The organism is uncultured Psychroserpens sp. (assembly GCF_947494225.1).
Classification (GTDB): domain Bacteria; phylum Bacteroidota; class Bacteroidia; order Flavobacteriales; family Flavobacteriaceae; genus Psychroserpens.
Map to the genome: position 1 here is coordinate 1 of NZ_CANLUG010000041.1, position 204 is coordinate 204.

Below are 204 nucleotides of genomic sequence, written 5' to 3' on the forward strand. Positions count from 1 at the left end.
AATCTCACATGCTCCAGTTCCGCCATTAGTGTATCCTAATGATCCTGCCTGTACAGATGCAGCTTCTTCACATGAAACTTCCATGTCTTCTACGTCATCAAATTCAGCCATTGGTGCTGGTAATACTGTAATAGTCTTACTAGCTTCGATTGTTCTCTGACAATCATCTGTGTAAGTCCAGTTCACTGTAAGTGTTCCACCACA

1 protein-coding gene is annotated in these 204 nt (G+C 42.2%); it reads right to left on the reverse strand.

Annotation, left to right across the window (positions count from 1 at the left end):
- On the reverse strand, positions 1-204 hold a 204-nt coding region (locus tag Q0893_RS19565), incomplete at both ends, for a hypothetical protein (RefSeq protein WP_299278991.1).